This window comes from Bacillus sp. R86525 (genome assembly GCF_042466195.1).
Lineage (GTDB): Bacteria > Bacillota > Bacilli > Bacillales > Bacillaceae_G > Bacillus_A > Bacillus_A nitratireducens.
The window spans coordinates 24183-50000 of the sequence record NZ_JAXHPX010000007.1 but is presented as its reverse complement, the minus strand read 5'-3'; the positions used below and the strand labels follow the sequence as shown (position 1 = coordinate 50000).

Annotated in this window: 26 protein-coding genes and 2 rRNA genes (1 of these 28 cut by a window edge); 27 read left to right on the top strand and 1 reads right to left on the bottom strand. The window is 36.7% G+C overall.

Going from position 1 to position 25818, the window contains the following annotated elements; translation table 11 throughout:
- The 11 genes from SJY24_RS02675 to rsmI form a co-directional block, all read left to right on the top strand.
- Positions 1-1660, top strand: a 23S ribosomal RNA gene (locus SJY24_RS02675) (it extends 1262 nt beyond the left edge of the window).
- A 48-nt stretch (positions 1661-1708) separates the two neighbouring features.
- Positions 1709-1824: ribosomal RNA gene (gene rrf, locus SJY24_RS02670) — 5S ribosomal RNA — on the top strand.
- Positions 1825-2014: 190 nt separating this feature from the next.
- Positions 2015-2194: a sigma factor G inhibitor Gin gene (locus tag SJY24_RS02665; RefSeq protein ID WP_000842053.1), complete on the top strand. Its 180-nt coding sequence runs from the start codon at positions 2015-2017 to the stop codon at positions 2192-2194.
- A 71-nt stretch (positions 2195-2265) separates the two neighbouring features.
- Complete coding sequence (locus SJY24_RS02660) at positions 2266-3687, top strand: aminotransferase class I/II-fold pyridoxal phosphate-dependent enzyme (protein WP_377863663.1); 1422 nt, start codon at positions 2266-2268, stop codon at positions 3685-3687.
- A 1-nt stretch (position 3688) separates the two neighbouring features.
- Positions 3689-4315 carry a dTMP kinase gene (gene tmk, locus SJY24_RS02655; protein ID WP_000677223.1) on the top strand — a complete coding sequence of 209 codons (627 nt, stop codon included), beginning with the start codon at positions 3689-3691 and terminating at the stop codon, positions 4313-4315.
- Between the two features lie 35 nt (positions 4316-4350).
- On the top strand, positions 4351-5334 hold the full coding sequence (holB, locus tag SJY24_RS02650) for a DNA polymerase III subunit delta' (protein ID WP_000598358.1): 984 nt from the start codon (positions 4351-4353) through the stop codon (positions 5332-5334).
- A gap of 5 nt (positions 5335-5339) precedes the next feature.
- Positions 5340-6167, top strand: coding sequence for a PSP1 domain-containing protein (locus SJY24_RS02645; RefSeq protein WP_002107285.1), 828 nt, complete (start codon positions 5340-5342; stop codon positions 6165-6167).
- Between the two features lie 14 nt (positions 6168-6181).
- Complete coding sequence (gene yabA, locus SJY24_RS02640) at positions 6182-6532, top strand: DNA replication initiation control protein YabA (RefSeq protein ID WP_000412059.1); 351 nt, start codon at positions 6182-6184, stop codon at positions 6530-6532.
- Positions 6533-6652: 120 nt separating this feature from the next.
- Positions 6653-7393 carry a tRNA1(Val) (adenine(37)-N6)-methyltransferase gene (locus tag SJY24_RS02635; RefSeq protein ID WP_097832997.1) on the top strand — a complete coding sequence of 247 codons (741 nt, stop codon included), beginning with the start codon at positions 6653-6655 and terminating at the stop codon, positions 7391-7393.
- Positions 7380-7670, top strand: coding sequence for a GIY-YIG nuclease family protein (locus SJY24_RS02630; RefSeq protein WP_016131051.1), 291 nt, complete (start codon positions 7380-7382; stop codon positions 7668-7670). Before SJY24_RS02635 ends, SJY24_RS02630 begins: the two co-directional genes overlap by 14 nt.
- Positions 7639-8514, top strand: coding sequence for a 16S rRNA (cytidine(1402)-2'-O)-methyltransferase (gene rsmI, locus SJY24_RS02625; protein ID WP_377863662.1), 876 nt, complete (start codon positions 7639-7641; stop codon positions 8512-8514). The genes SJY24_RS02630 and rsmI overlap by 32 nt, the downstream gene beginning before the upstream one ends.
- A 20-nt stretch (positions 8515-8534) precedes the next feature.
- Here rsmI and SJY24_RS02620 read toward each other — a convergent pair whose 3' ends face one another.
- Positions 8535-8819: a transition state genes transcriptional regulator AbrB gene (locus SJY24_RS02620; protein WP_000843037.1), complete on the bottom strand. Its 285-nt coding sequence runs from the start codon at positions 8817-8819 to the stop codon at positions 8535-8537.
- Between the two features lie 366 nt (positions 8820-9185).
- On the opposite strand from SJY24_RS02620, the gene metG reads away from it, so the two are divergent.
- The 16 genes from metG (at position 9186) to mfd (ending at position 25698) form a co-directional block, all read left to right on the top strand.
- Entirely contained in the window at positions 9186-11168 is a 1983-nt protein-coding gene (gene metG, locus SJY24_RS02615) for a methionine--tRNA ligase (RefSeq protein ID WP_377863661.1), read from the top strand.
- Between the two features lie 168 nt (positions 11169-11336).
- A complete protein-coding gene (locus SJY24_RS02610) occupies positions 11337-12104 on the top strand; it encodes a TatD family hydrolase (RefSeq protein ID WP_098765850.1) in 768 nt (255 codons plus the stop codon).
- A 260-nt stretch (positions 12105-12364) separates the two neighbouring features.
- Positions 12365-12922, top strand: coding sequence for a ribonuclease M5 (gene rnmV, locus SJY24_RS02605; RefSeq protein WP_377863660.1), 558 nt, complete (start codon positions 12365-12367; stop codon positions 12920-12922).
- Entirely contained in the window at positions 12919-13797 is an 879-nt protein-coding gene (gene rsmA, locus SJY24_RS02600) for a 16S rRNA (adenine(1518)-N(6)/adenine(1519)-N(6))-dimethyltransferase RsmA (RefSeq protein WP_000651555.1), read from the top strand. The genes rnmV and rsmA overlap by 4 nt, the downstream gene beginning before the upstream one ends.
- A 110-nt stretch (positions 13798-13907) precedes the next feature.
- Entirely contained in the window at positions 13908-14771 is an 864-nt protein-coding gene (gene yabG / locus SJY24_RS02595) for a sporulation peptidase YabG (RefSeq protein WP_377863659.1), read from the top strand.
- Positions 14772-15009: 238 nt separating this feature from the next.
- Positions 15010-15273, top strand: coding sequence for a biofilm formation stimulator Veg (veg, locus tag SJY24_RS02590; protein WP_000044339.1), 264 nt, complete (start codon positions 15010-15012; stop codon positions 15271-15273).
- Positions 15274-15364: 91 nt separating this feature from the next.
- The gene (sspF, locus tag SJY24_RS02585) at positions 15365-15544 is read left to right on the top strand and encodes an acid-soluble spore protein SspF (RefSeq protein ID WP_002094215.1); all 180 of its coding nucleotides are present in this window, start codon (positions 15365-15367) and stop codon (positions 15542-15544) included.
- Between the two features lie 196 nt (positions 15545-15740).
- The gene (ispE, locus tag SJY24_RS02580; protein ID WP_377863658.1) at positions 15741-16610 is read left to right on the top strand and encodes a 4-(cytidine 5'-diphospho)-2-C-methyl-D-erythritol kinase; all 870 of its coding nucleotides are present in this window, start codon (positions 15741-15743) and stop codon (positions 16608-16610) included.
- A 54-nt stretch (positions 16611-16664) separates the two neighbouring features.
- On the top strand, positions 16665-17513 hold the full coding sequence (gene purR / locus SJY24_RS02575) for a pur operon repressor (protein WP_377863657.1): 849 nt from the start codon (positions 16665-16667) through the stop codon (positions 17511-17513).
- A gap of 123 nt (positions 17514-17636) precedes the next feature.
- Positions 17637-18011, top strand: coding sequence for a RidA family protein (locus SJY24_RS02570; RefSeq protein WP_377863656.1), 375 nt, complete (start codon positions 17637-17639; stop codon positions 18009-18011).
- Between the two features lie 152 nt (positions 18012-18163).
- Complete coding sequence (gene spoVG, locus SJY24_RS02565; protein ID WP_000454042.1) at positions 18164-18457, top strand: septation regulator SpoVG; 294 nt, start codon at positions 18164-18166, stop codon at positions 18455-18457.
- Positions 18458-18781: 324 nt separating this feature from the next.
- Positions 18782-20161 carry a bifunctional UDP-N-acetylglucosamine diphosphorylase/glucosamine-1-phosphate N-acetyltransferase GlmU gene (gene glmU, locus SJY24_RS02560; RefSeq protein WP_097832989.1) on the top strand — a complete coding sequence of 460 codons (1380 nt, stop codon included), beginning with the start codon at positions 18782-18784 and terminating at the stop codon, positions 20159-20161.
- Positions 20162-20179: 18 nt separating this feature from the next.
- Positions 20180-21133, top strand: a complete 954-nt coding sequence (locus SJY24_RS02555) for a ribose-phosphate diphosphokinase (RefSeq protein WP_000107420.1) — start codon at positions 20180-20182, stop codon at positions 21131-21133.
- 73 nt (positions 21134-21206) lie between these two features.
- Positions 21207-21767, top strand: coding sequence for an aminoacyl-tRNA hydrolase (gene pth, locus SJY24_RS02550; protein ID WP_000767700.1), 561 nt, complete (start codon positions 21207-21209; stop codon positions 21765-21767).
- Between the two features lie 70 nt (positions 21768-21837).
- Positions 21838-22062, top strand: coding sequence for an anti-sigma-F factor Fin (locus SJY24_RS02545; protein ID WP_000399437.1), 225 nt, complete (start codon positions 21838-21840; stop codon positions 22060-22062).
- Positions 22063-22167: 105 nt separating this feature from the next.
- Positions 22168-25698 carry a transcription-repair coupling factor gene (gene mfd / locus SJY24_RS02540; protein WP_377863655.1) on the top strand — a complete coding sequence of 1177 codons (3531 nt, stop codon included), beginning with the start codon at positions 22168-22170 and terminating at the stop codon, positions 25696-25698.
- The last annotated feature ends 120 nt before the right edge of the window (positions 25699-25818 follow it).

The following is a 25818-nucleotide window of genomic DNA, read 5'->3' as shown; positions in this document are numbered from 1 at the left end:
GACCGGAAGGACTGGTGGAGCGCTTAGAAGTGAGAATGCCGGTATGAGTAGCGAAAGACGGGTGAGAATCCCGTCCACCGAATGCCTAAGGTTTCCTGAGGAAGGCTCGTCCGCTCAGGGTTAGTCAGGACCTAAGCCGAGGCCGACAGGCGTAGGCGATGGACAACAGGTTGATATTCCTGTACCACCTCTTTATCGTTTGAGCAATGGAGGGACGCAGAAGGATAGAAGAAGCGTGCGATTGGTTGTGCACGTCCAAGCAGTTAGGCTGATAAGTAGGCAAATCCGCTTATCGTGAAGGCTGAGCTGTGATGGGGAAGCTCCTTATGGAGCGAAGTCTTTGATTCCCCGCTGCCAAGAAAAGCTTCTAGCGAGATAAAAGGTGCCTGTACCGCAAACCGACACAGGTAGGCGAGGAGAGAATCCTAAGGTGTGCGAGAGAACTCTGGTTAAGGAACTCGGCAAAATGACCCCGTAACTTCGGGAGAAGGGGTGCTTTCTTAACGGAAAGCCGCAGTGAATAGGCCCAAGCGACTGTTTAGCAAAAACACAGGTCTCTGCGAAGCCGTAAGGCGAAGTATAGGGGCTGACACCTGCCCGGTGCTGGAAGGTTAAGGAGAGGGGTTAGCGTAAGCGAAGCTCTGAACTGAAGCCCCAGTAAACGGCGGCCGTAACTATAACGGTCCTAAGGTAGCGAAATTCCTTGTCGGGTAAGTTCCGACCCGCACGAAAGGTGTAACGATTTGGGCACTGTCTCAACCAGAGACTCGGTGAAATTATAGTACCTGTGAAGATGCAGGTTACCCGCGACAGGACGGAAAGACCCCGTGGAGCTTTACTGTAGCCTGATATTGAATTTTGGTACAGTTTGTACAGGATAGGCGGGAGCCATTGAAACCGGAGCGCTAGCTTCGGTGGAGGCGCTGGTGGGATACCGCCCTGACTGTATTGAAATTCTAACCTACGGGTCTTATCGACCCGGGAGACAGTGTCAGGTGGGCAGTTTGACTGGGGCGGTCGCCTCCTAAAGTGTAACGGAGGCGCCCAAAGGTTCCCTCAGAATGGTTGGAAATCATTCGTAGAGTGCAAAGGCATAAGGGAGCTTGACTGCGAGACCTACAAGTCGAGCAGGGACGAAAGTCGGGCTTAGTGATCCGGTGGTTCCGCATGGAAGGGCCATCGCTCAACGGATAAAAGCTACCCCGGGGATAACAGGCTTATCTCCCCCAAGAGTCCACATCGACGGGGAGGTTTGGCACCTCGATGTCGGCTCATCGCATCCTGGGGCTGTAGTCGGTCCCAAGGGTTGGGCTGTTCGCCCATTAAAGCGGTACGCGAGCTGGGTTCAGAACGTCGTGAGACAGTTCGGTCCCTATCCGTCGTGGGCGTAGGAAATTTGAGAGGAGCTGTCCTTAGTACGAGAGGACCGGGATGGACGCACCGCTGGTGTACCAGTTGTTCTGCCAAGGGCATAGCTGGGTAGCTATGTGCGGAAGGGATAAGTGCTGAAAGCATCTAAGCATGAAGCCCCCCTCAAGATGAGATTTCCCATAGCGTAAGCTAGTAAGATCCCTGAAAGATGATCAGGTTGATAGGTTCGAGGTGGAAGCATGGTGACATGTGGAGCTGACGAATACTAATAGATCGAGGACTTAACCATATAATATGTAGCAATGTTATCTAGTTTTGAAGGAATATGCCTTCATAGTTTGGTGATGATGGCAGAGAGGTCACACCCGTTCCCATACCGAACACGGAAGTTAAGCTCTCTAGCGCCGATGGTAGTTGGGACCTTGTCCCTGTGAGAGTAGGACGTCGCCAAGCAACCTAAAACACGAATCATTTGATTCGTGTTTTTTTTGTATTGTTAAATGGTACGTAAAAGAAGTAATGATAATACAAACACGTTGCCCAAGAGTTAATCATATTATATAAGAAATTGATGTATATTTTTCTGTAAATTGTTAAGGAATAGAAGTATAAAATATGTCCATTTAAATAGGGAGGGAAGGTTATGAAATCACAAAGCGAAGTTTGCATTGTTTGTGAGACAGAAAGAAAAGAAGGTATATATGTTTATAATAATTTGATTTGTTATGAATGTGAAAAAGATATGGTGAATACGGAGACAAATGATCCGAAGTATATATATTATTTAAAACAACTTCGAAAATTAGAAGTATCATATTTTTAAATAGGCATATGCCTATTATTTTTTTTGTTCTGTATAATAGAGAAAGAATGAATAATAAGGAAGAGATATAGATGAATCAAAATCGTATGCCTTTATATGAGGCGTTAATGGAATTTAAAGAAAGACGACCACTATCTTTTCATGTTCCAGGTCATAAGAATGGTTTAAACTTCCCTCAGGAAGCTACAGGAGGGTTTAAGGACATATTATCGATAGATGTAACAGAGCTAACAGGATTAGATGATTTACATAGTCCATTTGAATGTATAGATGAAGCACAGCGATTATTAGCTGAAGTATATGGTGTGCAAAAGAGTTATTTTTTAATTAATGGTTCAACAGTTGGAAATTTAGCGATGATTTTGTCTTGCTGCGGCGAACATGATATTGTCCTCGTGCAAAGAAATTGTCATAAATCAATTATTAATGCTTTGAAATTAGCAGGGGCTAATCCGGTCTTTTTAAATCCATGGATTGATGAAGTACATAACGTACCAGTAGGTGTTCATGATGAAGCTATAAAGGAGGCAATTACAAAGTATCCGAATGCTAAAGCACTTATTTTAACACATCCTAATTACTATGGCATGGGGATTGATTTAGAGGCAAGTATCGCTTACGCACATGAACATAAAATTCCTGTTCTAGTAGATGAAGCACATGGGGCACATTTTTGTATAGGGGATCCATTCCCAAAGTCAGCAGTAGCTTATGGTGCGGATATTGTGGTTCATTCCGCACATAAAACATTACCTGCAATGACGATGGGATCTTATTTACATATAAATAGTCGTTTGGTGAGTAAAGAAAAAGTGTCCTCCTATTTAAGTATGCTACAATCTAGTAGCCCATCTTATCCAATTATGGCATCCCTTGATATAGCCCGTTTCGCAATAGCGGTTATAAAGGAAAAAGGTCATGATGATATTGTTGAGTTTTTACGCCGATTTAAAGAAGAATTGCGATCAATCCCGCAAATAGTTATTTTACAATATCCGTTGCAAGATGAATTAAAGGTTACGGTGCAAACTCGCTGTCAGTTATCGGGGTATGAATTACAGTCTGTATTTGAAAAGGTCGGTATATATACGGAAATGGCAGATCCATATAACGTCCTATTTATATTACCGTTACAAGTAAATGAGGGGTATATGAAAGCTATAGAGATAATTCGAGTAGCTTTGCAGCAATATAAGGTAAAAGACAAGACAGCATCAATTCGTTATACTTATAAAGGGGAGATTTCCCCTTTACCGTATACGTATAAACAATTAGAGAGATACGAAACGAAGTTAGTATCTATAGAAGAAGCCGTTGGTATGATAGCTGCAGAAATGGTGATTCCGTATCCACCTGGAATTCCATTGATCATGTATGGAGAGAGAATTACTCAAGAACATACAAAGCAAATTACTCATTTAGAGAAAACAGGGGCTCGTTTTCAAGGTAGTACGAAATATATGAACGTGTATGATATAGAAAGTAGGTTTTAGGATGAAGGGATTATTTGTAACAATTGAAGGGCCAGAAGGTTCGGGTAAAACGACATTAATTAAAAGTTTATTACCATATTTTGAGCAAAAGGAACAAAAGGTAATGGCGACCAGGGAACCGGGTGGTATTGCAATTTCTGAAGATATTAGAACAATTTTACATAAACAAGAATATACGATGATGGAAGCACGTACAGAGGCGCTTCTGTATGCTGCTGCACGTAGACAACATTTAGTGGAAAAAGTTATGCCAGCGCTTGAGGAAAACTATCTTGTACTATGTGATCGTTTTATAGATAGCTCTTTAGCGTATCAAGGATATGCAAGAGGCTTAGGTATGGATAAAGTATTTGAAATTAATCGTTTTGCAACGGAAGATTGTATGCCTAGTTTAACAATTTATTTAGACATTGAGCCAGAGGTTGGGTTAGCACGAATTGAAAAGGATGCAGGACGCGAAGTAAATCGACTAGATATGGAAGACATCGCTTTCCATAAACGCGTGCGTGAAGGGTATTTACAAGTTGTAGAGCGCTTCTCTGATCGTATTGTAGTAGTAGATGCTGATCAACCAATGGAAAAACTTATAGAAGAAGTTATTCAGATTGTAGAAGATAAATTGTTATAATAGAAGGAAAGAATGAAATAAGTGAGGTATGCATTATGATAAAGACGTGGGAGCAGCTTTCTGCTATACAGCCCATCGGTGTCAAAATGTTGATGAATAGCATTGCAAAAGAGCGTATATCCCACGCTTACTTGTTAGAGGGGGGGAAAGGGACTGGGAAGTTCGCAACAGCAATTCAAATGGCAAAAAGTTTTCTCTGCTTACAAAGAAACGGTGTAGAGCCTTGTCATGTATGTACGAATTGTCGCCGAATTGATTCAGGTAACCACCCAAACTTACATATTGTAAAACCCGATGGATTATCTATTAAAAAACAGCAAATCCAAGATTTACAAGAAGAGTTTTCAAAAACAGGATTAGAAGCAAATAAAAAAGTATATATTATTGAGCATGCAGATCGTATGACAGCAAATGCAGCGAATACACTCTTAAAGTTTTTAGAAGAACCAAGTAGTGATACAACAGCCATTTTACTTACTGAACAAAGTCATCAGATTTTAAATACAATCTTATCTCGTTGTCAAGTTGTTACATTTAGGCCGTTACCTACAGAATCCTTAATTAAGAGATTAGAGGAAGAAGGTATTACAGTTTCTTTATCTACACTGGCTGCACAGCTTACGAATAGTTTTGAAGAAGCTTTATTAATGTGTAATGATGAATGGTTTGCACAAGCGAGAGCTTTAGTGATAAAATTATGTGAAGCGCTCGAAAAAGATAAGGCCTCTATTTTTTTTGTACAAGAAAAATGGGGGAAGCACTTTGGAGAGAAAGAACAATTACAGCAAGGCTTAGATATGTTACTCCTTATTTATAAGGATTTATTATATGTTCAACTTGGAGAAGAAGATCGTCTTGTTTTTCATGAGCAGAAAGAGATGTTTGAATCCTTTTCTTATGCTCAGAAGCGCATTGTATCAGCTCTCTTTCATATATTAGAGGCAAAAAATAGAATCAACGCTAATGTAAATGCGCAGCTTGTGTTCGAACAGTTAGTGTTGCGGTTGCAGGAGGGATGACCGTTTTGTATGATGTAGTAGGTGTTCGCTTTAAGAAGGCCGGGAAGGTATATTACTTTGATCCAAATCAGTTCGATATCTCAGAAAATGAGTTCGTAATTGTAGAAACGGTAAGGGGTATTGAATACGGAAAAGTAGTTATTACCAAAAAGCAAGTTGATGAAAACGACGTTGTATTACCGCTTAAAAAGGTTATTCGTATTGCAAATGAAAATGATCGTACCATTGTTGAAGAGAATAGGCATGCTGCGAAAGAGGCATATCAAGTTTGTCAACAAAAGGTAGGAGAACATAATCTTGATATGAAGCTTGTAGATGTAGAGTATACGTTCGATCGTAATAAGATTATTTTTTACTTTACTGCGGATGGTCGGATTGATTTCCGGGAACTAGTGAAAGACTTAGCGGCAATTTTTAGGACAAGAATTGAGCTGAGACAGATCGGCGTTCGTGACGAAGCAAAAATGCTTGGTGGTATTGGTCCATGTGGTCGTATGCTTTGTTGTTCTACTTTTTTAGGAGATTTTGAACCTGTATCCATTAAAATGGCAAAGGATCAAAATTTATCATTAAATCCTGCAAAAATCTCTGGTTTATGTGGTCGCTTAATGTGTTGCTTAAAATATGAGAATGATGAATATGAGGCAGCAAAGGAACAACTTCCTGATTTAGATCAACGTATACAAACCCCGCATGGTACTGGCCGTGTTATCGGATTAAATATTTTAGAAAGATTAATTCAAGTGGAACTAGTAGACAAGGAACGGATAGTAGAATATACGTTAGATGAATTAATTAATAAAGGGGTCGTTTCGAGTCAAACCACAGATTAATGAGGTGGGTGCTTGTGGAGAAAAAGGATATTTTTGCATCGGTTTCTAGTATGGAAGAGCAAATTGGACATTTATACAAACAGTTGGGAGAATTAAAACAACATCTTGCAGAATTATTGGAAGAAAACCAACATATAAAAATGGAAAATGAAAATTTGCGACATCGTTTTGAAGAAGTGCAGAATAAGGAAAAACAAAAAACGCAAAAACGCAAAGAAATGAAGCCAAAAACAGATATCGGTGAGGGCTACGATAACTTAGCGAGACTGTATCAGGAAGGTTTTCATATTTGCAATCTACATTATGGAAGTGTACGTAAAGAGGGAGATTGTTTATTCTGTCTGTCATTTTTAAATAAAAAGTGAGATTACCTTTCCAATATAATTGGAAAGGTAATTTTTTATACATGAGAGTAGAATGAAATTTATTTTTACATTAATAGAGGATGAAATAGGGTAGGTTAAGTGTAAGAAAGGGAGCAATATATGAATTTATATGAAGATGAGCGTTTAGATTACTTATTAGCACAAGATATGAAGATTATACAAAGTCCATCAGTATTTAATTTCTCTTTAGATGCTGTATTACTTGCAGATTTTGCTTGGGTACCAATTCAAAAAGGTAATTTACTTGATTTGTGTACGGGGAATGCGGTTGTGCCTCTTTTATTAAGTACAAGGACAAAAGGGACAATTACAGGTGTAGAGATTCAAGAGCGCTTATATGATATGGGAATAAGAAGCGTTCAATACAATAATTTAGAAGAAAGAATTCATTTAATCCATGGAGATTTGAAAGATATGCCGGAGAAACTTGGACGCCATCAATATGATGTTGTAACGTGTAATCCTCCTTATTTTCAAACACCGCAAACTTCTGAGAAAAACATGAATGAACATTTAGCGATAGCTCGTCACGAAATTATGTGTACATTAGAAGATGTTGTATATGCAAGTAGCCAATTGGTAAAACAGGGTGGGAAAGTTGCATTTGTACATCGTCCCGGTCGTTTTCTCGATATCGTTACATTGATGCGTAAATACAAAATTGAACCGAAACGTGTGCGATTTGTTTATCCTAAGGCTGGTAAAGAAGCAAATACATTGTTAATTGAAGGAATTAAGGATGGAAATGCAGATTTAAAAATCTTGCCACCTCTTTTTGTATATGAAGAGAATAACGAATATACAGAGGAGATTCGTTCAATTTTATATGGAGACGAATAAGCATTGTTTTTATGTGGTGGAGTGTTCTGATGGAAGTTATTATGCTGGATATACAAATCATATAGAAAAGCGAATTCAGACTCATAATAATGGAAAAGGTGCTAGATATACACGTGCTAGACTTCCGGTTGTTTTAAAATATGTAGAGGATCATGAGGATAAACGAACGGCTATGCAAGCTGAATATCATTTTAAGCAGTTAACGAGGAAACAAAAAGAAGAATATATGCAAAAAGGAGAACGCTATGTGGCAGCAAAAAAGCTTTCAGCAAAATGAAAAGGGAGTTTTATATTTAGTACCAACTCCAATCGGAAATTTAGAGGATATGACATTTCGTGCAATCCGAATTTTAAAAGAGGCAGATATTATTGCTGCTGAAGATACAAGACAAACGAAGAAGCTTTGTAATTATTTTGAAATTGAAACACCAGTTATGAGCTATCACGAGCATAACAAAGAAGTAAGTGGACGAAAAATTTTAGATAAGTTAGAAGATGGTAAGACGGTAGCCATTGTGAGCGATGCCGGTATGCCGTGTATTTCTGACCCTGGTTACGATATTGTTGTAGAAGCTGTAGCTGAACAATATCATGTTATCCCGCTTCCTGGAGCGAATGCGGCTCTTACAGCATTAATTGCATCAGGACTTGAAACAAAGCAGTTTTATTTCTATGGATTTTTGCAAAGAAATAAAAAGGAAAGAAGAATGGAATTAGAGAAGCTTCGTTACGTACAAACTACAATGATGTTTTATGAAGCACCTCATCGTCTAGATGATACTTTAATCTCAATGCAAGAAGTTTTAGGAAATAGGGAAATCGTATTATGTCGCGAGCTAACAAAAAAATTTGAAGAATTTATTCGTGGAACAATTGAAGAAACGATTGAGTGGACGAAGCAAAATGAAGTCCGTGGTGAGTTTTGTATTTTAGTAGCTGGTTCAACGGAAGAACCTGCCCCAGAAAAACAATGGTGGGAAGCTGTTTCAGTATATGATCATATTGAACATTATATAAATGAAAAAGGCATGAATTCAAAAGAAGCGATTAAAACAGTCGCTAAAGATCGAGATTTGTCGAAAAGGGATGTATATCAAATCTATCATGTCGATAAAAAATAAGCTTCTCATAATTGAGAAGCTTATTTTGCTGTTTCGATATAATCTTGAAGTTCGTTTAAGACTTGCTCAGCGCCTTCTTTGCTTAAGATAATTTTACCTTCAGCTAAAGATAGGTTACCATCAGATACTTCACCAGTTACTTGGCAAGTCATGTTTGGTTTATATTTTTTTAAGATGATTTTCTCGTCATCAACGTAGATTTCAAGAGCATCCTTTTCTGCAATACCTAAAGTACGGCGTAATTCGATTGGAATTACCACACGACCTAATTCATCAACTTTACGAACGATACCAGTAGATTTCATAATTCTTTTCCTCCTAAATAAATAGTTTATAAGTTACGAGTCTATTTTTTGATTCGTCATTTTTCGACAAAATACCCTATGGACATATGATACCAATCATTTACATTTCCGTCAATTCTTAAATTCTATATTTTTTAAAAAGATTTATAGATTTCTTACTTCTTATATATAATAGAATGTGGGTAATTACTATAATTATTTCGTTTTATTTTCTGAAAAAAATATATATTTCAGAGAAGGGTTGTATAATTTTTAAAAATATGAGTAATAGATGATAAAGATATCGAGCATTAACTCGTTTTTATATGTGAGTTTTTGATATACTGTTTATAAATACATATGAGGTCATCCGGGAGGTCCAAAACAATGACAGAGGAAAATAAGTCCTTTTATATTACTACCCCAATTTATTATCCAAGTGGAAAGTTACACATTGGACATGCTTATACGACAGTAGCAGGAGATGCGATGGCACGATATAAGCGTATGCAAGGATACAATGTTCATTATTTAACAGGAACTGATGAGCATGGACAGAAGATCCAAAAGAAAGCAGAAGAACTAAATGTTACACCACAAGCATATGTGGACAACATTGTATCAGGGATTAAAGAACTTTGGGAGAAGATGGATATCTCTTATGACGATTTTATTCGTACAACTGAAGATCGTCATAAAGATGTCGTTGAGAAAATCTTCAAGCAGCTAGTAGATCAAGGTGATATTTATCTTGATGAATATGAAGGTTGGTATTCTGTACAAGATGAAACATTCTATACAGCACATCAATTAGTAGATCCAATTATGGAAGGCGACAAAGTAGTTGGTGGAAAAAGCCCAGATAGTGGTCATGATGTAGAGCTTGTTCGCGAAGAGTCTTATTTCTTTAGAATGGGTAAATATGTAGACCGACTATTAAAGTTCTATGAAGAGAACCCTCATTTCATTCAACCAGAGTCTCGTAAAAATGAAATGATTAATAATTTTATTAAGCCAGGATTAGAAGATTTAGCTGTTTCTCGTACTTCATTTGACTGGGGAGTTCGTGTTCCAGGGAACCCAAAACACGTTATTTATGTATGGGTAGATGCTTTGTCTAATTACATTACTGCATTAGGATATGGAACAGAAAATGAAGAGAAATATAAAAAATTCTGGCCAGCAGATGTTCATTTAGTTGGAAAAGAAATTGTTCGTTTCCATACAATTTATTGGCCAATTATTTTAATGGCGTTAGATTTACCACTTCCGAAGAAAGTCTTTGCTCATGGCTGGATTTTAATGAAGGATGGAAAAATGAGTAAGTCAAAAGGAAACGTAGTAGATCCAGTTACACTAATTGATCGTTACGGATTAGATGCATTACGTTACTACCTACTTCGCGAAGTTCCATTTGGATCCGATGGCGTATTCACACCAGAGGGATTTGTTGAACGAATTAACTTTGATTTAGCGAATGACTTAGGAAACTTATTAAATCGTACAGTAGCTATGATTGATAAATACTTTAACGGGGAAATCCCTGCATTTAAAGCGAATGTAACTGAGTTCGATGAAACGCTAGTTACATTTGCGAAGGATACATTGAAAAAAGTAGAAGAGGCAATGGAGAATATGGAGTTCTCTGTAGCACTAAGTTCTATTTGGCAGTTAGTTAGCCGTACGAATAAATATATTGATGAAACACAGCCGTGGGTATTAGCGAAAGATGAGAATGATCGTGAAAAGTTAGCTTCTGTAATGGCTCATTTAGCAGAAGTACTTCGTCAAACAGGCATTATGCTTATGCCATTCCTAACAGTAGCACCAAGCAAGATGTTTGCTCAACTTGGACTTACTGAAGAGGCACATAAATCTTGGGAAAGCCTATCTACGATTGGATGTATTCCAGCTGGAACAAAAGTAGAAAAAGGAAACCCAATTTTCCCTCGTTTGGAAATGGAAGTAGAGGTAGAGTATATTAAAGAAAAAATGCAAGCCTCTGCTCCTAAAGTAGAAGAGAAAAAAGAAGAAGAACCGAAGGCAGAAGAAATTACAATTGATGATTTCTTTAAAGTAGAATTACGAGTAGCTGAAGTAATATCGGCTGAACCTGTGAAAAAAGCAGATAAGTTGTTAAAAATTCAGCTTGATTTAGGCACAGAAAAGCGTCAAGTTGTTTCGGGAATTGCAAAATTCTACTCACCAGAAGATTTAAAAGGTAAAAAGGTAATTTGTGTAACAAACTTAAAACCTGTAAAATTACGTGGTGAATTATCACAAGGCATGATTTTAGCAGGTGAAGAAAATGGCGTATTGTCATTAGCAACAATCGACCAAAGTTTACCGAATGGTACAAAAATCAAGTAATTGAGACAAGAAAAGAGATGTTTCACGTGTAACATGTGTGAAGCATCTTTTTTCTTTTTAAATTCCCTTTTTTTGCATTAAAATTGTAGTATTGTTATCGTTAAGTTAGAAAAGGCTTAATTTTTTTCTGGGATAGAATTGATTTCAATATAAAAGGAGTTATTTATTATGTTGTTTGATACACATTCACATTTAAATGCAGAGCAGTTTGAAGAAGATTTACAAGAAGTTATTGCAAGGATGAAAGAAGCGGGAGTTACATATACAGTTGTTGTTGGATTCGATGAAGTAACAATAAAAAAAGCGATTGAATTAGCTGAAGCCTATGATTTTATTTACGCTGCAGTTGGATGGCATCCCGTTGATGCTATCGACATGACAGAAGAACATTTAGTTTGGTTAGAAGAATTAGCTGCCCACCCTAAAGTAGTTGCTCTTGGAGAAATGGGACTAGATTATCACTGGGATAAGTCTCCAAAAGAAATACAGAAGGAAGTATTCCGTAAACAAATTACATTAGCTAAAAAGGTAAAATTACCGATTATTATACATAACCGCGATGCAACTCAAGATATTGTTGATATCCTAGAGGAAGAGAATGCAGCTGAAGTGGGAGGCATTATGCATTGCTTTAGCGGTAGTGTAGAGGTAGCACAGCGATGTGTCGATATGAACTTTTTAATTTCATTAGGTGGGCCTGTTACATTTAAAAATGCGAAGAAACCGAAAGAAGTTGCTATGGAGATTCCATTAGAAAAATTATTGATAGAGACAGATTGTCCATATTTAACACCACATCCATTTCGAGGGAAACGAAATGAACCTAGTTATGTAAAACTAGTAGCAGAAGAAATTGCGAATTTAAAAGGGATTTCTTATGACGAGGTAGCACAAATAACAACAAAGAATGCAAAAGCTTTATTTGGTGTCGAATAAAAAAGAGTGGGGGAGTCCCATTCTTTTTTTATTTTTTAGAAGAGAGACAGTAGAAATGCTAAGAGCCCATTATTTACTCCTAACATAGGTGTAGAAATATTGCGGATAAATTAGGATGGAGATAGAAGTGTTACAATAAGAATAGTGAACAAAGATTTTTCTCTTCTACTTTTTAAAATGTACGATTGGGAAAATAATAATGGAAAAGTCGTCATTTTTTTGTTTTACTAAGTAGAGACGAAACGAGTGTGGAGGCAAGCATGAAAATTAAAGAGATTATCGTTGTAGAAGGTAAAGATGATACAGTTGCGATTAAACGTGCTGTTGATGCGGATACAATCGAAACGAACGGTTCAGCAATCGGTGATCATGTTATTGAGCAAGTTAAATTAGCGCAGCAAAAACGAGGCGTTATTATTTTCACAGATCCGGATTATCCTGGAGAGCGTATTCGAAAAATTATTTCTGACAAGGTTCCTGGATGTAAGCATGCTTTTTTATCGAAGGAAGAAGCACTTGCTAAAAGGAAAAAAGGTGTTGGTATCGAACATGCTTCTACTGAGTCGATTCGCCGTGCTTTAGAGAATATACATGAAGAAATGGAAGCTTACACAAGTGAAATTAGTTGGAGCGATCTAGTCGATGCAGGCTTAGTGGGCGGAGAAATGGCAAAGAGTCGCAGAGAAAGAATGGGTAAGCTATTAAAGATTGGTTATACAAACGCAAAACAGTTACATAAACGTTTACAAATGTTTCAAGTTTCAAAAGAAGCATTTGCAGAAGCTTATAAGCAAGTCATACAGGAGGAAAGAAAATGAAGGATATCGCAACGCCAAATCGTACGAAAGACATTGTTGAAAAGTATGGATTTTCATTCAAAAAAAGTTTAGGGCAAAATTTTTTAATTGATACAAATGTATTAAATCGTATCGTTGATCACGCAGAAATCGGTTCAGAAAGTGGTGCAATTGAAATTGGACCAGGTATCGGTGCATTAACAGAGCAATTGGCAAAACGTGCTAAAAAAGTAGTGGCTTTTGAAATTGATCAGAGATTATTACCAATTTTAGACGAGACGTTAGCTCCATATAGCAACGTTACAGTTATAAATAAAGATGTACTAAAGGCAGATGTACATGAAGTGTTTAGTGAGCAATTCGAAGAAGGACAAGATGTAATGGTAGTAGCTAACTTACCATACTATATTACAACACCAATTTTATTTAAATTGCTTGAAGAAAAATTACCGGTTCGTGGATTTGTTGTTATGATGCAAAAAGAAGTTGGAGATCGTTTAGCTGCTAAACCTGGAACGAAAGAGTATGGTTCTTTATCAATTGCCATTCAGTATTATACAGAGGTAGAAACAGTTATGACTGTACCGCGTACAGTGTTTGTACCACAACCAAATGTTGATTCTGCGATTATCCGTCTTCTAAAGCGTCCTAAACCAGTTGTAGAAGTGACAGATGAAACTTTCTTCTTTGAAGTAGTACGAGCGAGTTTCGCACAGCGTCGTAAAACGTTAATGAATAATTTATCAAATAATTTAAATGGTTTCCCGAAAGATAAAGAGTTGTTAGACCGAATTTTAACAGAAGTAGGAATTGATCCGAAGCGAAGAGGCGAAACGCTATCTATCGAAGAGTTTGCAACATTAAGTAATGCATTAGTTCTTCATAAATTGTCATAAGAATATGAAAGGGACAGTTCAACTTGAGCTGTCCCTTTTGTCACCTTTCCTTTCCTAAATTCATACTTTAAAAGCAGGTAAGATGGCCTAACGAGTTTGGAGGTAGGAGAATGGCTTTACATGTTGGAGAATTAGTGGAACGATATTCTCATAATAGGGATATTCTTTTTCGTATTATAGAAATAAAAGGTGAGATCGCGATATTGTTTGGGGAAGAAATTAGACTTGTTGCGGATGCACCGCTTGAAGATTTAATTAGTATAGATCAACGAGAGCATAAAAAAAGAGTGAAGCGTGAAAAAGAAACGATGGAGCGTACTTACCGGTTGTTTCAGCAAGATTACGTGTTGATGAAACAAAGACATGAACATAATTCAACTGGTGGATATACAAGTGAAGTGAATTATTTTCAAATGCCAGGACGTGTATTGCATATAGATGGAGATCCTTTATATTTGCGCAAGTGCTTAGATTTATATAATAAAATAGGCGTTCCTGTACAAGGTATTCATTGTAAGGAAACGGAGATGCATGAGAAGGTAGTAGACTTAATCGATCATTTTCGTCCAGACATTTTAGTTATTACAGGACATGATGCATATACAAAGTCAAAAGGAGTCATGGGAGATTTAGCAGCATATAGACATTCTAGACATTTTGTACAGGCTGTTCGAGAGGTGAGAAAAAAATATCCTTCATTAGATCAACTCGTTATTTTTGCTGGAGCTTGTCAATCACATTTTGAGGCGCTGATTCGAGCAGGTGCTAATTTTGCTAGTTCACCGTCTAGAATTAATATTCATGCTCTAGATCCTGTATATGTAGTTGGTAAAATTAGCTTTACTTCATTTATGGAAAGAGTAAATGTATGGGACGTTGTGCGTAATACAATTACTGGTGAAAAAGGACTAGGCGGAATTGAAACGAGAGGGATTTTACGAACAGGATTACCCTTTCAACATTATGAAGAATGAGCAAGGTACATATGTATCTTGCTTTTTTATGCTGGAATGATTTGAATGAACTTGGATAAAAAACTGCAAGAACGTGCAGACTATACAATGATACTTTTACAATATAGTATTTCTTCCATCTATTCGAACGCATAATGCTTTTATAATGATATTGTCTGTAAATTGCGGTTAATAATTGGGATAGATATATCGTGTTTTAAGTGTTCAATCTAAATTACAGCGAGGTGTAGCAAGGGATATGTCAAAACGTTTAGATGATATTAAAAACGAATTAGATCACCATCTTGGACAGCGACTGATGCTAAAGGCGAATAGTGGAAGAAGAAAAACAGTGGAGCAATCGGGTGTGCTTGCAGAAACATATCGTTCTGTGTTTGTTGTACAGTTAGACCAACAAGAAGATGCATTGCAACGTGTATCTTATAGTTATGCAGATGTTTTAACAGAGACAGTAGAGTTAACATTTTACGATGAACCTCATAATGAAGCATTTTATAATTAACATGTTAGTTGTTACATATATTCCCACAAATGAAAATCTATATTATTTTGCATACTAATTATACCGTAGCAAAATAAGGAGGGACTCTGCATTGAGTAGACGAAGAGGAGTCATGTCAAATCAATTTAAAGAAGAGCTGGCAAAAGAGCTTGGCTTTTATGATGTTGTTCAGAAAGAAGGATGGGGCGGAATTCGTGCGAAAGATGCTGGTAATATGGTGAAACGTGCTATAGAAATTGCGGAACAGCAATTAATGAAACGAAACCAGTAGTTGTAAGATACTTTCTATGCTACGGTAGCCGAGGAGAGATTCCTCGGCTTTTTGCACGCTAAAAGGTGCCATCATTTGATATAAGTAGTTTCATTCTGAATGCTTTTCGTTATAATTAGGGAAGTGTCATCGTCTTACTATAAATTTATGGTAAAATAAACGATAAAAGATTGAGTACATAGAGTGGGTGAATAGATTGAAGCTACTAGTGAAAGCGCCAGCAAAGATTAATCTGTCGTTAGATGTACTGGGAAAAAGACAAGACGGATATCATGAAGTGAAAATGATTATGACAACAATTGATTTAGCAGATCGTTTAGAGCTAACAGAATTAGCAGAAGACCGTATTGAAATTTTGTCCCATAATCGGTATGTCCCAGACGACCAACGCAACTTAGCTTATCAAGCAGCGAAATTATTAAAAGAGAAGTTTAATGTAAAAAAAGGTGTATCTATTACTATTGAAAAAACGATTCCAGTAGCCGCTGGATTAGCAGGTGGAAGTAGTGATGCAGCAGCGACATTACGTGGCCTTAATAAGTTATGGAATTTAGGAATTACAATCGATGAGTTAGCAAAGCTTGGCGCAGAAATTGGGTCAGATGTTTCGTTTTGTGTATACGGCGGAACTGCGATCGCCACTGGAAGAGGAGAAAAAATTGAACACATAAAGACTCCACCTTCTTGTTGGGTTATTTTAGCAAAGCCACACATTGGTGTATCGACTGCTGACGTATATGGAAATTTAAAATTGAATTGTGTTACACATCCAAATGTAGATAAAATGGTTGAAGTCATTAATGGCGGGGACTATAAAGGGATTTGTGATACTGTTGGTAACGTTTTAGAAGATGTGACATTTGCGATGCATCCTGAAGTTGCGCGTATTAAGGCGCAGATGAAACGATTCGGTGCGGATGCCGTATTAATGAGTGGAAGTGGTCCAACTGTATTTGGTCTTGTACACCATGATTCGCGAATGCATCGTATATATAACGGATTAAAAGGATTTTGCGAACAAGTATATGCAGTACGTTTATTAGGAGAGCGAGAAACGCTTGAATAAAGACGTATAATACGTTATGATTTGTTTAGAATATTCGTGATTTGAGGTGAGAGTATGAAAATTAGACGAAGTACAAGATTGGTCGATATGACTTATTACTTGCTACAAAATCCTCGTCAGCTAGTTTCTCTCACTTTTTTTGCTGAGAGGTATCAATCGGCTAAATCATCCATTAGTGAAGATTTAGTTATTATTAAGCAAACGTTTGAACAACAAGGGGTCGGCACATTGCAAACGATACCAGGAGCAGCAGGAGGAGTGAAATATATTCCCTATATAAGTGAAGAAGAGGCAAATCTGATTATTAAAGAGCTTTGTAGCTTATTTGAAAATCCAGATCGTATTTTGCCTGGCGGTTACTTATATATGACGGATCTTTTAAGTAATCCTCGCCAGATTAATGGTGCGGGTCGTTTATTTGCTTCCGTTTTTGCTAGACAACCAATTGATGCGGTTATGACCGTAGCGACAAAAGGAATTCCACTTGCTTATGCAGTGGCGAATTACTTAGATGTACCGGTGGTAATTGCGAGAAAAGATAATAAGGTAACAGAAGGACCCACTGTTAGTATTAACTATGTATCAGGTTCCTCTAAGCGAATCCAAACGATGACTTTAGCAAAGCGCAGCCTTCCAGAAGGATCTAATGTTTTAATTATTGATGATTTTATGAAAGCTGGCGGAACCATTCAAGGTATGATGAGCATGCTAGAAGAGTTTAAAGCTAACGTTGTTGGAATTGGTGTATTAGTAGAATCTACGGATATCGAAGAAAGACTTATTAATAACTTTGTATCATTAATTCGTCTGTCAGAAGTTGATGTGAAAGAAAAAGCGATTCAAGTGGAGAAGGGGAATTATTCGCTTGCGCCGTTTAATGAAGGAATTGTAGAGGCTGAGTAAAAAGGGTAAAGCAGATAGCTTTATCTTTTTTTATTCTATTTATAAATTATAAAATAGGTGGACAAACTGCTTTTCGTGCACTATTTTTAAAGAGTAAAAATAAATAATAAAAGGGTGAAAAGTATGAAAGTTGTTCAAACAAGCAAAGCACCACAAGCAATCGGACCATATTCACAAGGGATTATTGTAAATAATATGTTCTATAGTTCGGGACAAATCCCGTTAACGGCAAGTGGAGAACTTGTAACGGGGGATGTAACAATACAAACAGAGCAAGTATTTGAAAATTTACAAGCAGTATTAGCAGAAGCTGGTGCTTCATTTGATACAGTGGTAAAAACAACAATATTCTTAAAGGATATGGATGATTTTAACGCGGTTAATGAAGTATACGGTTCTTATTTCTCTACTCATAAACCAGCGCGTTCTTGTGTACAAGTAGCAAAATTACCGAAAGATGTTTCTGTTGAAATCGAAGTAATCGCCCTAGTTAAGTAGCTCTTTGTAAGCGATAACCTCTACTAATCTCTATATTCAACTACAATAAAAATTTTTATCTTAAAAATTTTTAAAAAATTAAAGGGAAAATAGAAAATTTGTGGAATTTATACAAATATATCGCTTATTTAGAAAAGGGTGGTGAACACAAGATGGAAGTGACTGACGTAAGATTACGCCGCGTAAACACAGAAGGCCGCATGAGAGCAATTGCCTCTATTACTCTAGACCATGAATTTGTTGTTCATGATATTCGTGTAATTGATGGTAATAATGGATTATTTGTAGCAATGCCAAGTAAACGTACTCCAGATGGAGAATTCCGTGACATTGCACATCCAATTAATTCTAATACACGCTCTAAAATTCAAGATGCGGTTTTAACAGAGTATCATCGTTTAGGCGAGTTAGAAGAGGTTGAGTTTGAAGAAGCAGGCGCTTCGTAAAATTCGAATGAAAAGGGCTTTTGAAAGAAAGTCTTATAATTTTGTAGCAAACTCCTGTAAGCATTTACAGGAGTTTGTTTTTTTTTGGAATAATATCTGTTTCTAATTATAAAAATTCATATTTAGAAAAATAAGGGTGAAAAACTTCTAATTTTTTCAAAATCATTTAAAATAGTATAGCTTATTTCTTAAAAAAGATACTAAAGAGTAAAACATCGTATAAGAATTATGGTAAAATTTAATAGTTATAATGTGTTTCTTGAAATATATGATGATTTAGGATAATATCGTTAATGGATAAATAGGTTGCGATGGAGGGTCTATATGTCAAACAGATTTGCAGTGATTCTAGCTGCAGGTAAAGGCACACGTATGAAGTCCAAGCTATACAAAGTGCTACATCCTGTATGTGGAAAACCAATGGTACAACATGTAGTCGATCAAGTATCTCAATTAGGGATGCAGAAACTTGTAACAGTCGTTGGACATGGTGCTGAAATGGTACAAGAACAGCTAGGAAACGTAAGTGAGTTTGCATTACAAGCAGAACAACTTGGTACAGCACATGCTGTCGATCAAGCTGCAAATGTACTTGCAAATGAAGAAGGAACAACTTTAGTTATTTGTGGTGATACACCTCTAATAACTGCTGAAACGATGGAAGCATTGCTTCAGCAACACGAAGAAGCGGGAGCAATGGCAACGGTACTAACAGCGTACATAGAAGAGCCTGCTGGATATGGCCGTATCGTTCGTAATGAGAATGGTCATGTTGAAAAGATTGTTGAGCATAAGGATGCAAATGAAAAAGAATTAGCTATTAAAGAAATCAATACAGGTACGTATTGTTTTGATAATAAAGCTCTATTTGCTTCACTTTCTAAAGTTTCAAATGATAATGTACAGGGTGAATATTACCTTCCGGACGTTATTGAAATTTTAAAAAATGAAGGTCATATTGTATCAGCTTATCAAACAGAGCACTTCGATGAAACGTTAGGTGTTAACGACAGAGTCGCTCTATCGCAAGCGGAAATTATTATGAAAAACCGTATTAACCGAAAAAACATGGTAAATGGTGTTACAATTATTGATCCAAGTAACACATACATTTCTGCTGATGCAATTATTGGCAGTGATACAGTTCTTCACCCAGGAACAATTATTGAGGGTAACACTGTAATTGGTTCTGATTGTGAAATTGGACCACATACAGTAATTCGCGACAGTGAAATTGGAGAGCGTACGGTAATTCGTCAATCTACTGTACATGACAGCAAACTTGGTACAGAAGTATCAGTTGGTCCATTTGCACATATTCGCCCAGATTCAGTTATTGGAGATGAAGTGCGCGTTGGAAACTTCGTAGAAATCAAAAAAACTGTTTTTGGTAATAGAAGTAAAGCTTCACACTTAAGTTATATCGGGGATGCACAAGTTGGAGAAGACGTGAATCTTGGTTGTGGTTCAATTACGGTGAACTACGACGGAAAGAATAAATTTAAAACTGTGATTGGTAACGGGGTATTTATTGGATGTAATTCAAATCTTGTTGCTCCTGTAACAGTTGAAGATGGTGCTTATGTGGCAGCAGGCTCTACAATTACAGAGAATGTTCCATCAAAAGCATTATCAGTAGCACGTGCACGTCAAGTTAACAAAGAAGACTATGTTGATCAATTGCTGAATAAGAAAAAATCATAATGTGGAGGGTTAATCTAGATGTCGACTCAATATCTAAATTCTAATTTGAAAGTATTCTCTTTAAACTCTAATAAGGAACTTGCTGAGCAAATCGCAAAGCATATTGGAGTAGGACTAGGAAAATGTTCTGTTGATCGTTTTAGTGATGGAGAAGTTCAAATTAACATTGAAGAAAGTATCCGTGGTTGCGATGTATTCATTATTCAATCTACAAGCTTCCCAGTAAACGAACATATCATGGAATTACTTATTATGATTGATGCATTAAAACGTGCATCTGCAAAAACAATTAATATTGTTATTCCTTACTATGGTTATGCGCGTCAAGACCGTAAAGCGCGTTCTCGTGAACCAATTACATCGAAACTTGTAGCAAACTTGCTTGAAACAGCAGGTGCAACTCGTGTAATCACTCTAGATTTACATGCTCCACAAATTCAAGGATTCTTTGATATCCCAATCGACCACTTAATGGGTGTACCGATTCTTTCAGATTACTTTGAAACAAAAGGTCTTAAAGATATCGTAATCGTATCTCCTGATCACGGTGGTGTAACTCGTGCTAGAAAAATGGCAGACCGCCTAAAAGCGCCAATCGCTATTATTGATAAGCGTCGTCCTCGTCCGAATGTATCGGAAGTAATGAACATTATTGGTAATATCGAAGGCAAAACAGCAATTTTAATTGATGACATCATTGATACAGCTGGTACAATTACATTAGCGGCAAACGCTCTTGTTGAGAACGGTGCTTCTGAAGTATATGCTTGCTGTACACACCCAGTATTATCTGGCCCAGCAATTGAGCGTATTCAAAATTCGAATATTAAAGAGTTAGTTGTAACGAACTCTATCGTATTACCAGAAGAAAAGAAAATTGATAAAGTACATGAACTTTCAGTTGCTCCATTAATCGGAGAAGCAATCATTCGTGTATACGAAGAAGAATCAGTAAGTGTATTATTCAATTAATTGGATAGAATGAGACGTAACCAAGATTGGTTACGTCTTTTCGTATCGAAAAAAGAAAGTAGTGGTACAAAGAATGAAATTAATAGTAGGACTTGGGAACCCAGGTAGAGAATATGAATTAACAAGGCATAATATTGGGTTTATGGCGATTGATGAACTTGCCAAGCGTTGGAATATTTCTTTGAATGAACAAAAATTCAAAGGGCTATTTGGTGCAGGCTTTGTTAATGGGGAAAAGGTAATCTTATTAAAGCCACTTACATATATGAATTTATCTGGGGAAAGTATCCGTCCACTCATGGATTATTATAAAATTGATGTCGAGGACTTCATCGTCATGTACGATGATTTAGATATTCCTGTAGGTAAATTACGCCTTCGCATGAAAGGAAGTGCAGGTGGACATAATGGTGTGAAATCAACAATTTCACATTTAGGAACACAAGAATTTCAACGTATCCGCATGGGAATCGATCGCCCGAAAAATGGGATGAAAGTAGTGGATTATGTATTAGGGCGTTTTACGTCTGAAGAACTTCCTGGTGTCAATCAATCCATTGAAAAGACAGCAGATGCATGTGAAGAGTGGTTAAATAAACCATTTCTCCAAATTATGAATACTTTTAATAGTTAAGCGTATAATCTGGAATATTTTATTTTGCTTTAACCCATACTAGTAGTAATTGGATATTTAGGAGGCTAGTATGGAAGGGTATTATTACTGCAGACATTGTGAGAGTAATGTAGGCTCCGTTACCGTAGAAAAAGTATATAGCGACGTTTTGCTTCAACTAACAGAGCAAGAAGTAGTGGATATGATTCATTTTCATGAGAATGGAAATATATATATAAAAACGATTTGTGAATCGTGTCAAGAAACGCTCGCATCTTATCCTGAGTATTATGAATATGAAAAATTTCTGCAATAAAATGTTGTCGCTTTGGCATGTCCAAAGCATTTTTCTGTTTTCTTTTTCCAAAATATTTGCATAAAATATAGTAACTTGCTCTTTATGTTGAGAGGAGTTTTGATAATGATAGGTTTATTAGAGCAGTTTTATAAGAATGAAGAGATACAATCGGTTATTAATGGGCTAGAAGATGGGTTGAAAGAGCAACTTATATCGGGTATGGCAACATCTTCTCGTTCATTATTAATGGCAGCTTTATATAAAAAAACAAAAAAATCGCAACTAATTGTGACGCACAATTTATACCAAGCACAAAAAGTACATGAAGATTTAGTGGCTTTACTTGGTGAAAAAGATGTGTGGTTATATCCCGTAAATGAATTGATAGCATCGGAAATTGGTGTTGCAAGTCCAGAATTGAAGGCGCAGCGTATTGAAGTGTTAAATCGCTTAGCGGCGGGAGAGAATGGGATTATTGTAGCGCCAGTTGCAGGACTACGTAGATTTTTACCAATAAAAGAATTATGGAAGCAAAGGCAAATTGAAATCAATCTAGGGCAAGAGATTGATTTAGATGCACTTTTGCATACATTACATCATATTGGCTACGAGCGTAAGTCAATGGTAGAAGCTCCAGGAGAGTTCAGTTTACGCGGGGGAATATTAGATATTTACCCATTAACGGAAGAATTACCATTTCGTATTGAATTCTTCGATACAGAAGTCGATTCTATTCGATTGTTTGATGTGGATGAACAGCGCTCTCAAGATAAAAAGGAAAGTGTTAAGTTCGGTCCAGCAACAGAGTTTTTATTTTCACAGGAAGAATTGAAATCGGGAATTAAGCATCTTGAAGAAGGTTTGACTAAGACGATGCAAAAGCTTTCCGATGATAAATTAAAGACTACAGTACTTGAGACGGTAAGTCATGAAATTGAGATGTTGAAAAACGGGCAAAGTATAGAACAAATGTTTAAATATTTATCTATTTTCTATAAAGAACCTGCTAGTCTGATAGATTATTTACCAGAAGATGGTGTTGTGATTTTAGATGAAATTTCCCGTATTCAAGAAACGGCATCACATCTCGAAACAGAAGAAGCGGAATGGTATATATCACTTCTTGGTGAAGGAACAATTATTCAGGACTTATCTTTCTCCCACTCATTTGAGGAGTTTCTTCATCATAAAAAAAGAAGTTTTGTATATTTAACGTTATTCTTGCGCCATATAGCACATACACATCCACAAAATATTGTGAATGTGACATGTAAAACAATGCAAGATTTCCACGGACAGATGCAGTTGTTAAAAACTGAAATTGATAGATGGAATGAAGGGCATTTTACGACGGTTGTGCTCGGAACAGATGATGAACGTGTAAAAAAACTACAACATATTTTAAGTGATTATGATATTGATGCAGACATTGTAGAGGCGACAGATATTTTATTGCCTGGAAGGTTACAAATTGCTGTGGGTGATTTACATGCAGGGTTTGAAATGCCGATGCAAAAGCTCGTTGTTATTACTGAAAAGGAGCTTTTTCATAAGAAGGTTAAAAAATCACAACGTAAGCAAAAGTTATCTAACGCTGAACGTATTAAAAGTTATTCGGAATTAAAAGTTGGAGACTATGTAGTTCATGTAAATCATGGTATAGGTAAATTTTTAGGTATTGAGACATTAGAGATTAATGGTGTTCATAAAGATTATTTAAATATTAAATATCAAGGTAATGATAAGTTATATGTTCCGATTGAACAAATTGATCAAGTGCAAAAATATGTAGGATCTGAAGGTAAAGATCCGAAAGTTTATAAACTAGGTGGGAATGATTGGAAGAAAGTTAAAACGAAAGTTGAAAAATCTGTACAAGACATTGCAGATGACCTAATTAAATTGTATGCCGAGCGCGAAGCTTCAAAAGGTTATGCATATACACCAGATACGGCAGAACAACAAGAATTTGAATCTTCTTTCCCATATCAAGAGACAGAGGATCAATTACGTTCTATTGACGAAATTAAGAAAGATATGGAACGTGGACGTCCGATGGATAGGCTTCTTTGTGGTGACGTAGGGTATGGAAAGACTGAAGTAGCCATTCGTGCGGCATTTAAAGCAATTATGGATGAAAAACAAGTTGCGATTTTAGTACCGACAACCATTCTTGCACAACAACACTATGAAACAATTCGAGAGCGTTTTCAAGATTACCCGATTAATATAGGGTTACTAAGTAGATTCCGTACGCGGAAACAACAAAATGAAACGATTAAGGGTTTAAAAGATGGAACGGTAGATATTGTAATCGGAACACATCGTATTTTATCTAAAGATGTTACTTATAAAGATTTAGGACTTCTTATTATTGATGAAGAACAAAGATTTGGTGTTACGCATAAAGAAAAAATTAAACAATTGAAAGCAAATGTTGACGTTTTAACGTTAACAGCAACTCCGATTCCACGTACACTTCATATGTCTATGCTTGGTGTGCGTGATTTATCTGTAATTGAGACACCGCCAGAGAATAGGTTCCCAGTACAAACATATGTAGTGGAGTATAACCCAGCATTAATGCGAGAAGCGATAGAGCGAGAGCTTGCAAGGGGAGGTCAAATTTACTTCTTATATAACCGTGTGGAGGATATTGAAAGAAAAGCAGAGGAAATTTCAATGTTAGTTCCAGACGCTCGTGTAACATACGCACACGGGAAAATGAATGAAGGTGAATTAGAGTCTGTTATGCTATCGTTTTTAGAGGGGCAGCATGATGTTCTTGTAAGTACAACAATTATTGAGACGGGTGTAGATATTCCGAATGTAAATACATTAATTGTATTTGATGCAGATCGTATGGGATTATCACAGTTGTATCAGCTTCGTGGTCGTGTTGGACGTTCTAATCGCGTCGCGTATGCATACTTTGCATACAAACGCGATAAAGTGTTATCTGAAGTTGCAGAGAGGCGTCTGCAGGCAATTAAAGAGTTTACAGAGCTTGGATCTGGTTTCAAAATTGCGATGAGAGACTTATCAATTCGTGGTGCAGGTAACTTGTTAGGAGCAGAACAACATGGATTTATTGATTCTGTCGGATTTGATCTATATTCTCAAATGCTAAAAGATGCAATTGAACAGCGCAGGGGAACAGACGGAGTTGAAAATACAGTTAATGTTGAAATTGATTTAGAAGTAGATGCATATTTACCAGATGCTTATATTTCAGATAGTAAACAAAAAATTATGATGTATAAACAATTTAGAGGTGTTTCTGCAATTGAGGATATTGAAGAGCTGCAGGAAGAGATGATAGATAGATTTGGTGATTACCCACAAGAAGTTGGTTATTTATTACAAATCGCAAATATTAAAGTGTTAGCAATGAAAGAACAAATTGAGTTAATTAAGCAAAATAAATTTGAAGTAACGTTCCTGTTTTCTGAACAAGCAAGCCAAAATATTGATGGTGGGAAATTATTTATGCTAGGGAATAGTTTTGGTCGTATGATTGGTCTTGGTATGGAAGGATCACAATTGAAAATTGTGATGAAAACGAATGGATTAGAGACATCGAAATGGTTAACAATTGCTGAAAATTTATTAAAAGGCTTACCAGATGTAAAAAAAGAAGTAATAAATGCCTAATTTAAGATAAAAAATACAATTCGACGTGCATAGAAGAACTAATGTGTAAAATACTATGTTTAACAGTTGGTGATTTTTACATGAACAGGTAAATTCACCACTTTTGATCATCAGTAGAAA